This is a genomic window from Hymenobacter glacialis (genome assembly GCF_001816165.1).
Taxonomy (GTDB): Bacteria; Bacteroidota; Bacteroidia; order Cytophagales; family Hymenobacteraceae; genus Hymenobacter; species Hymenobacter glacialis.
This window is the reverse complement of record NZ_MDZC01000091.1, coordinates 1-8,923: the sequence shown is the minus strand read 5'-3', so window position 1 is coordinate 8,923 and position 8,923 is coordinate 1. Positions and strand designations below refer to the sequence as shown.

Below are 8,923 nucleotides of genomic sequence, written 5' to 3'. Positions count from 1 at the left end.
CGACCACGAAGACATTGCCATGGCTCTCTACGAGAAGTTTGGCAGCGAATTCAACGAGGCTAAGATTTACCGCATCCGCTTCACCGACTTGATTGACTGGGTGCTGAGCCTGAATAATTTTGATGGCACCCGCGAGCAGGCCACCGAAGGCCACCTGGAGCAAATTCAGGCAAAGTGGGTGTATGAGTGGCGCGATAACAAATAGTCGGTGGCTTTATGGGACCGGGCAGCCAACCCGCTGCTTAGTTCCCGCGTAAGCTGCAACTGAATGGGACCACAACCCATTTCAGGCATTTCTGCAGCCTTTACCCGGGCAGTTTCCCATCTTTCCACATTTGTTTTTTTGCATGAAAACCGGCATCATTAAATTTTTCAACGAAGACAAAGGCTATGGCTTCGTGACCGACGACGAAACGAAAGAAGACTTTTTCGTTCATGTAACTGGCCTGAACGGGGCTACGGTGCAGCAAAGCGACCAGGTGGAGTTCGAAACGCAGGAAGGCCGCAAAGGAATTAACGCCGTGAACGTGCGCAAAATCTGAGGTTTCCCCACCGCCTGGGGCAACCCACTCAAAGCTTCTCCCATCCCGGAGGAGCTTTTTTGTTGCTTGGCTGCCGTGCGCCGCCGCCATCGGCCCGCTCTTTAGCCGACCTTTGTCTTTCGCTGCTACTTCATGCCCTCCCGCCTGCCCCAGCACTCCCAGTCATTGCCCCCGCCTCCGGTGGAAGGGCTGGGCAAGGCCTTGCCCATGCTGGTGCGCTGGCCCAACCTGCTCATCATGCTGCTGTGCCTGGCCCTGGTGCGGGCCGGCCTGCTACTGCCCGAGCTGCCGGTGCAGGAAGCCTTGCTTCGGCCCCGCTTTGGGCTGCTGGTGGTGGCGGCCTTGCTGGTAGCGGCGGCCGGCTACATCATCAACGACTACTACGATGTGAAGATTGACGCCATCAACCGGCCCGACCGGCTGGTGATTGGGCGGGTGGTGCGGCGGCGCAAGGCTATGCTGGCCCACTTGCTGCTGAGCACGGTGGGCGTGCTGCTGGCCGGGTGGTTGCACCCGGTGCTGGGGGCCGTCACGCTGGGCACGGCCCTGCTGCTGTGGGGCTACTCGGCCCGGTTCAAGCGGGTGGCGCTGGTGGGCAACGTGAGCATTGCCACGCTCACGGCGGCGCTGGTGCTGCTGCCGGAGCTGCAGCTGCAGCTGGAGCGCAACGACAGCAACAGCGTGGTGTGGCCCTACGCGCTGGCGGCTTTCCTACTCACGGTGGTGCGCGAAATTGTGAAAGATGTGGAAGACATGCGCGGCGATGCCCAGCACGATTGCCGCACGCTGCCCCTGGTGCTGGGCATGGCGCGCACCAAGTGGGTGGCCGGCTTTTTCCTGGCCTGCCTGGCCCTGCTAACCTTGGGCGCCACGGGCCGGTTGTTTGCGAGCGGCCACTGGCCACTAGGCTCGTGGTTGGTGCTGCTGGTGCTGCTGCCTATGGCCCAGCTCACGCGCCTGCTGCTACGCGCCGACCGCCGCCGCCACTTCAAGTACCTCAGCGCCTGGTGTAAAGGCATTATGCTGGCCGGGGTGCTGAGCATGGCGCTGGCGGGCAGCATTAATTAATGGTGAGCGGTTAACGGTTAATGATTGGGAGTGAATTGAACATCCTCATTCACCGTTAACCACTACTTACCATTAACAACTCACCACTAACCGTTAACCATTAACCATTAACCGCTATTTCGTGAAATACCGTCACCTCTTCTTCGACCTCGACCACACGCTGTGGGATTTTGAGAAAAACGCCGATGAAACCCTGCGCACGCTCTATGACCGGCACGGCTTCGCTCGTTTTGGCACCTTCGCCGTTGAGCAATTTATTAGCGTGTACAGCGACATCAACCACGCGTTGTGGCGCCTGTATCAGAGCAATAAAATCACGCAGACGCAGCTGAGGGAAACGCGCTTCACCCGGACGCTGACCAAGCTGGGCGTGGCCGAGGCCGACAGACCCGCCAATATATCCGCCGAGTTCACCGACCTGCTGCCCCTGAAGTCGGCGGTATTTCCTTACACCCACGACGTGCTGGACTACCTGCAGCCCAGGTACCACCTGCACCTCGTCACCAACGGCTTCAACGATGTGCAGGCCCTCAAGCTGGCCTCGTCGAACCTCACGCATTACTTCAAGGAAGTTATTACCTCCGAGCACAGCGGCCACCTCAAGCCCGACCCGCGCATGTTCCGGCACGCGCTGGAGCGCACCGGCGCCACCGCCGCCGAAAGCCTCATGATTGGCGACAACCTGGAATGTGACGTACTGGGCGCCTGCAACGCCGGCATCGACCAGGTGTATTTCAATCCCGACAAGCGGCGGCACTTCAATACGATAACGCACGAAATCAGCTGCCTGAGCGAGTTGAAAGCTATTTTGTAAATCGAAGAACGAAACACTAGAGGAACGTCATGCTGAGCGCAGCCGAAGCATCTCTACCGCGTAAGTAATCAATTTTACTATTGCGATAGAGATGCTTCGGCTGCGCTCAGCATGACGTTCTGATGAGTTCTATTCAAGTAGATACCCACCCCATGGTACACCTCATTGGCCTATCTGGCCGCCGGGGCAGCGGCAAAGACACCGTGGCCCGCCTGCTGCAACAGCTGCAGCGCGAGCGTCTCTGGCAGGTTCGCTCTTTCGGCGACTCAATTAAGTCCGTGTGCGCAGCCCTGACGGGCGAGGACGTGGCCCCTTACTACTCCCAAAAAGGCAAGACCGAAGTGGTGCCCACCTTTGGCCGCACGCGGGGCGAAATGCTTCAGCAGGTGGGCCAGGCGCTGCGCGTGTGGGAACCGCTGGTGTGGGTGGATGCCTTCTTTGCCGGCCTTCCGCACGATGCCTTCGTGCTGGTGCCCGATGTGCGCTTCCCCAACGAGGCTGACCCCATTCGGGCCCGCGGCGGCCTCATGCTGCGCGTGGAAGGCGACCCGCTGCGCCAGCGCGGCGACGGCACCCGCGACGATAAGCACCCCAGCGAAACGGCCATGGACGACTACCCCCACTTCGCCGCTACCCTGCACAACACCGGCTCCCGCGACGATTTGATGCGCCAGGTGCGGGAGCTGCTGCTGCTACTTTAAGATTCGCTTTACCTTTGGCCCACCGCACCAAAACTCCCACACCACCTAAACTGAACCCTTATGGCCAACGCCTTTTTCAACGTCCCCATCCCGATTAACGAACCCGTGAAAGGCTACGCGCCCGGTTCGAAGGAGAAGCTGGAGCTGCAGCAGCAGCTTAAGAGCCTGCGCAACCTAGAGTTGGACATCCCGATGTACATCGGTGGAAAAGAAGTGCGCACGGGCAAAACCCAGCGCATCAGCCCGCCGCACGACCACCAGCGCACCATCGGCCACTTCCACGCCGGCGACGCCAGCCACGTGAAGCTGGCCATTGAGGCGGCCCTGGCCGCCCGCACCGCCTGGGCCGAGCTGCCTTGGGAGCACCGCGCCGCCGTGTTCCTCAAAGCCGCCGACCTGCTGGCCGGCCCTTACCGTGCCCGCATCAACGCGGCCACCATGCTGGGCCAGAGCAAGAACGCATTCCAGGCCGAAATCGACGCCGCGTGCGAGCTGATTGACTTTTTCCGCTTCAACGTGTACTACATGCAGGAAATCTACAAGCAGCAGCCCGAGAGCCTGCCCGGCATGTGGAACCGCGTGGAGCACCGCCCGCTGGAGGGTTTTGTGTTTGCCCTCACGCCGTTTAACTTCACCTCCATTGCCGGCAACCTGCCTTCTTCGGCGGCCATGATGGGCAACGTCGTTGTCTGGAAGCCTGCCAACACCCAGATTTATTCAGCCCAGGTGCTGATGGAGCTGTTCAAAGAAGCTGGCGTGCCCGACGGCGTAATTAACCTCGTGTACGTGGACGGCCCCACGGCCGGCGACGTCATTTTCGCGCACCGCGACTTTGCTGGCATTCACTTTACCGGCTCTACCGGCGTGTTCCAGAACATCTGGAAGACCATCGGCCAGAACATTGCCGGCTACAAGTCTTACCCGCGCATTGTGGGCGAAACCGGCGGCAAAGACTTCATCCTGGCCCACCACTCGGCACATCCCAAGGCCGTGGCCGTGGGCATGAGCCGGGGCGCGTTTGAGTACCAGGGCCAGAAGTGCTCGGCGGCTTCGCGCGTGTACCTGCCCTCCAATACAGCCGATGAAATCCTCGGCTACGTGAAGGAAGACTTGGCCTCGTTCAAGATGGGCGACGTGGAGGACTTCGGCAACTTCATCAACGCTGTGATTGACGAGAAGTCGTTCGACAAGCTGGCCAAGTACATTGATGCCGCCAAGGCCGACCCGAACGCCGAAATCATTGCCGGCGGCGGCTACGACAAGTCGAAGGGCTACTTCATCGAGCCCACGATTATCCTCGCCAAAGACCCGAAGTACGTGACCATGTGCGAGGAGCTGTTCGGCCCCGTGCTCACGGTGCACGTGTACGACGCCGACAAGTTTGAGGAAGCGCTGGACCTGGTAGACAGCACCTCGCCCTACGCCCTCACCGGCGCCGTGTTTGCCCAGGACCGGTACGCCATTGACCTGGCCAGCAAGCGCCTGCAGAACGCGGCCGGCAACTTCTACATCAACGACAAGCCGACCGGCGCCGTGGTAGGCCAGCAGCCTTTTGGCGGCGCCCGCGCCTCCGGCACCAACGACAAGGCTGGCTCATCACTCAACCTGATTCGCTGGGTATCGCCCCGCGCCATCAAGGAAACCTTCGTGCCCGTGACGGACTACCGCTACCCTTTCCTGGGCGCCGAGCCCGCCGAGGACCTGAACCGCGACAAGGGATTGTAGAACCCGCGCTGTGAGGCTGATTTTTGAATTCCAAAACAGCTGACCTGCATTCCCCTGAAAGACAAACGCGCCTCTGTTACAGAGGCGGCGTTTGTCTTTCAGGGGAATGCAGGGACTCTCAGTTAGCAGTCGCAGGGTTCGTCGTCGGCCACCATCTCATCAACCAGGCGCGCCTTAAGCTCCTGCAATTCCCTGGCATCCAGCGGCTTGTGAATAAGGCCCGCTACCAGGTCGTATTGCTTAGACTTTTCCAGGTCCTGCATTGCCAGCGACGACGTGAGGATGTAGATGCGGCAGCTGCCGCGCAACGCCTCCTGGTGCGGGGTCAGAGCATCCAGAAATTCCCAGCCGTCCATCATCGGCATGTTCAGGTCCAGAAACACGACCTTGGGCACCTTTTTGGTTTTCTCCAACAGTGTGTCCAGCGCTCCCTGCGCCGACTGGAACGTGCAGATGCAGGTGGAAAACCCTTCGGTGCGCAGCAAATGTTCGTTCAGATAGATGGCGAGGGCATCGTCATCAATGAGATAGGTTTTCATCCGCATAAGACCTGAAATGGATGGTAAATTTGGTGCCTTCGTTCAGGCGGCTGGCCACGGCTACCTGCCCGCCCATGGCTTCTACATGGGCGCGCACCAGATACAAGCCGATGCCCCGCCCCGCCTGCCCCGCGTGGAAGCGCCGGTATAGTTGAAAAACGTTGTCGCCAGCCTTCTGCCGGTCAAAGCCCAAGCCATTGTCGCGCACCGTGATGGTGAGGCCCTGTGCCAGGGCCGTAGTGGCCACAATATCTATACGCAGCGGCCGGGCATCGGCCCGGTACTTGATGGCGTTGGAAATAAGGTTGTGGAAAATGCTGTGGAAATACGCCCGGCTGCCGGCCACGCGCAGGTCGGCCGGAATCTGGCAACTGAGCTGGCCGCCGGCTGCCTGTAGCGCCGCCTGCAAGCCCAGTATTGCCTGCTCGCACACCGCAGCTAGCGGCACCGGCTCGGGCCGGTAGCCCGCCTGCTCGTCGCGCACCGACAGAATATCGTTCACATCCGTCAGCACTGCGTCGAGTTGCTGGAGGCAGGTGTGCAGGTTTTGCAGCGACGTATCGAACACCTCCGACTGCTTTTCTACCCGGGTCAGCAGGCTGCTAAATCCCAACGCATTAGATAGCGGCGCGCGTAGGTTGTGCGACACAATGAAGGTAAACTGCTGCTGGTCGGCGTTCTGGCTGAGCAACTTTTCGGTCAGTAGCTGCTGCTGGCGTTCGGCCAGCTTGCGGGCGGTAATATCCTGCATGGCGCCAATCATGCGCACGGCCTGGCCCGCCGCGTCGCGCACCAGGAATCCCCGGTCAAACACCTCGGCCCAGGTGCCATCGGCCCGCCGGAACCGGTACTCCTCCTGCCAGAACAGGTCCGTGGTTTCAAGCACCGTCTGCCGCAAGCCCTCCACAGTGCGCAGGCTGTCGTCGGGGTGCACGCAGTCAGCCCATTTGCTGAAGGGCGTGGGATTTTCCGTCAGGTGGTGGCCAAACAACTTCTCGTACCCTTCCCCCCAGTACAGCATGTCGTCGCCGACGGTCCAGTCGTAGATGGCGTCCGCGGTGGCTCTCAGGGCGTAGGCAAACCGCTCGTTGCTCACGCGCAGCGCCCGTTCTACCTGCTTCTCCTTGGTGAGGTCGTGCACTACGCCCACCAGCTGGTAGCAGCGGCCGTGCTCGTCGGCCACGGGCGTCACGCGCACCTCGCCCACCACCTGGCCCGAAGGGTAGACAGAGGTTTCCTGCCACACCACGGGTTCCATGCTGGCAATGGCCTCGCGGTATTTGGTAAGCACCAGGCTGAGCGAAGGCTCCGGAATGATGTCCTGTACGTAGCGGCCCAGCACCCGTTTCAGGGGCAGGCCGGTAGTTTTCTCAAATGCTTTATTAGCGAACACAAACTGGTAGCGCCCCCCTTCTTCCACCCTCAATACGAACGTGACGTCGGCAATGGTATCGAAAATGACTGAAAGCTGGTGTTCGCGTTCCACCACGGCGGCACTAGCTGTTTTGGTGCTCCTCGGTGAATCGATAGAATTAGCCATAGAAGAGAATTACTGGCACCTAACCCGCCCTTAAAGAAAGCATGTTTCGCTCAATAAAATATATTAATAAGACAATCTTTTCAATGTAAGTTGTTTCGAATGCCCGCCAAAACCAGCCATCATCAAAGCAGCTGGGGCCCAACATTGCGCCCCAACCCCGTGGGCGTTACCTTTGCCCTTCAGCGCCCGTGAGGCCTGTTTGCTATATAATTGACCGCTATGTACCTAGCCCTGCCCGTCAACGGTTACCAGCCTGAAGATTACCTGCCCATTCTCATTCAGTTCGGGCTGGCGCTGGCATTCGTGGCCTTTGCCATGATTGTTTCCCACCTCGTGGGCCCCAAGCGCAACAGCAAGGTGAAGGACGCTTCTTTTGAGTGCGGCATCGAGTCCGTGGGCAACGCCCGTGCTCCCATTTCGGTGAAGTACTTCCTCACGGCCATCGTCTTCGTGTTGTTCGACGTGGAAGTCATCTTCATGTACCCGTGGGCGGTGAACTTCCGAGCCCTGGGCAACGACGGTTTCATTGCCATGATACTGTTCATGTTCTTTCTGCTGGCGGGCTTTTTATACATCATCAAAAAAGGCATTCTGCGCTGGAACGAGGCGTAATTCGGCCAAACTTTTGCCGCCAGGCTGGTGTTGGTTACTAAGCCGATAGGCCTCCAAATCTGACTTTTATATGATGGATACCCGCGTTCCGGAAATCAAAACGGTGGAAGCTCCCGAGGGCGTCGAAGGCGCCGGCTTCTTTGCCACGTCGCTGGAGAAAGTGGTGGGCATGGCCCGTGCCAATTCACTCTGGCCCCTGCCTTTCGCTACCTCCTGCTGCGGCATCGAGTTCATGGCCACCATGGGCTCGCACTACGACATTTCGCGCTTCGGCTCCGAGCGGCCCAGCTTCTCGCCCCGCCAGGCCGACTTGCTCATGGTGATGGGCACCATTGCCAAGAAGATGGCCCCCATTGTGAAGCAGGTGTACGAGCAAATGGCCGAGCCCCGCTGGGTGCTGGCCATGGGCGCCTGCGCCTGTTCGGGCGGCATTTTCGACTCGTACTCGGTGTTGCAGGGCATCGACCGCATCATTCCGGTCGACGTGTACGTGCCCGGCTGCCCGCCGCGCCCCGAGCAGGTGATTGATGGTCTCATGCGCGTGCAAGACTTGGCCCGCAACGAATCCATTCGCCGCCGCAACGCGCCTGAGTATCAGGCCCTGCTCGAATCTTACAACATCAAATAGGTAGCTGTTAGCCATTCGCTGCTAGCTGTTAGCTCTTTTCGAGCCAAACAGCTAGCAGCTGAACACCAAGCCAACAGCTAGCAGCTTACAGCTAATAGCTACGAAATGACTCCAGAATCTGCCGCCGCTCCCGAAGTCGCTGTTGCCGAAGACCCCATTAAGGTCCAGAATGCGCGGGTGCTGTCTCTGCTGCACCAGTTGTTTGGCGAAGACACGTTTACCGACGTGGAGGAGCAATACGGCCTGCTTTCGGTGACCACCACGCGGGAGCGCATTCACGGCGTCATTGCCGGCTTGCAGCAGGACCAGGAAATCAAGCTCAACTTCCTAACCACGATGTGCGGCATCAACTACCCGGAAAACGAAGGCAAGGAGTTGGGTATGATTTACCACCTGCACAGCCTGACGCAAAACATCCGGCTGCGCCTGAAAATTTTCTTCCCCGTAGCCGACCCGGTGGTGCCCACGCTGAGCAACCTCTACGCTGCCGCCAACTGGATGGAGCGCGAGGCCTACGATTTCTACGGCGTCATCTTCACCGGCCACCCCAATCTCATTCGCATTCTCAACGTGGAGGACATGGACTACCACCCCATGCGGCGCGAATACCCGCTCGAGGACGGCACTCGCGAAGACAAAACCGACCTGTTTTTCGGACGATAAACCTATTTGTCATGCTGACGAAGGAAGCATCTTATCACCGCTGCTTTTGTCAGAGTATCTATTCTTACGGCAACGAGGACGTGATAAGGTC

11 protein-coding genes are annotated in these 8,923 nt (G+C 59.4%); 9 read left to right on the top strand and 2 right to left on the bottom strand.

Annotated features, from left to right (window positions below; translation table 11 throughout):
• The 6 genes from iscX to pruA all read left to right on the top strand — a co-directional run.
• On the top strand, nt 1–205 hold a 205-nt coding region (iscX, locus tag BEN48_RS14625), incomplete at its 5' end, for a Fe-S cluster assembly protein IscX (RefSeq protein WP_070735644.1).
• A 142-nt stretch (nt 206–347) separates the two neighbouring features.
• A complete protein-coding gene (locus BEN48_RS14620; protein WP_070735643.1) occupies nt 348–542 on the top strand; it encodes a cold-shock protein in 195 nt (64 codons plus the stop codon).
• Between the two features lie 132 nt (nt 543–674).
• The gene (locus BEN48_RS14615) at nt 675–1,610 is read left to right on the top strand and encodes a geranylgeranylglycerol-phosphate geranylgeranyltransferase (protein WP_241502283.1); all 936 of its coding nucleotides are present in this window, start codon (nt 675–677) and stop codon (nt 1,608–1,610) included.
• 121 nt (nt 1,611–1,731) lie between these two features.
• Nucleotides 1,732–2,424: a YjjG family noncanonical pyrimidine nucleotidase gene (locus tag BEN48_RS14610; RefSeq protein ID WP_070735642.1), complete on the top strand. Its 693-nt coding sequence runs from the start codon at nt 1,732–1,734 to the stop codon at nt 2,422–2,424.
• Nucleotides 2,425–2,546: 122 nt separating this feature from the next.
• Entirely contained in the window at nt 2,547–3,125 is a 579-nt protein-coding gene (locus BEN48_RS14605; RefSeq protein WP_070735641.1) for a nucleoside/nucleotide kinase family protein, read from the top strand.
• Nucleotides 3,126–3,185: 60 nt separating this feature from the next.
• A complete protein-coding gene (gene pruA, locus BEN48_RS14600) occupies nt 3,186–4,850 on the top strand; it encodes an L-glutamate gamma-semialdehyde dehydrogenase (protein WP_070735640.1) in 1,665 nt (554 codons plus the stop codon).
• Between the two features lie 122 nt (nt 4,851–4,972).
• Here the strand turns inward: pruA and BEN48_RS14595 are convergent, their stop codons facing one another.
• Nucleotides 4,973–5,389, bottom strand: coding sequence for a response regulator (locus BEN48_RS14595; protein ID WP_070735639.1), 417 nt, complete (start codon nt 5,387–5,389; stop codon nt 4,973–4,975).
• Nucleotides 5,370–6,929: a sensor histidine kinase gene (locus tag BEN48_RS14590; RefSeq protein WP_070735638.1), complete on the bottom strand. Its 1,560-nt coding sequence runs from the start codon at nt 6,927–6,929 to the stop codon at nt 5,370–5,372. Before BEN48_RS14590 ends, BEN48_RS14595 begins: the two co-directional genes overlap by 20 nt.
• Nucleotides 6,930–7,148: 219 nt before the next feature.
• Here BEN48_RS14590 and BEN48_RS14585 point away from each other — a divergent pair, with 219 nt between their 5' ends.
• From BEN48_RS14585 to BEN48_RS14575, 3 genes are all read left to right on the top strand, one after another.
• Nucleotides 7,149–7,541: an NADH-quinone oxidoreductase subunit A gene (locus BEN48_RS14585; RefSeq protein WP_070735637.1), complete on the top strand. Its 393-nt coding sequence runs from the start codon at nt 7,149–7,151 to the stop codon at nt 7,539–7,541.
• Nucleotides 7,542–7,614: 73 nt separating this feature from the next.
• A complete protein-coding gene (locus BEN48_RS14580; protein ID WP_070735636.1) occupies nt 7,615–8,169 on the top strand; it encodes an NADH-quinone oxidoreductase subunit B in 555 nt (184 codons plus the stop codon).
• Nucleotides 8,170–8,274: 105 nt separating this feature from the next.
• Nucleotides 8,275–8,832, top strand: coding sequence for an NADH-quinone oxidoreductase subunit C (locus tag BEN48_RS14575; protein ID WP_083321089.1), 558 nt, complete (start codon nt 8,275–8,277; stop codon nt 8,830–8,832).
• Nucleotides 8,833–8,923: the final 91 nt, after the last annotated feature.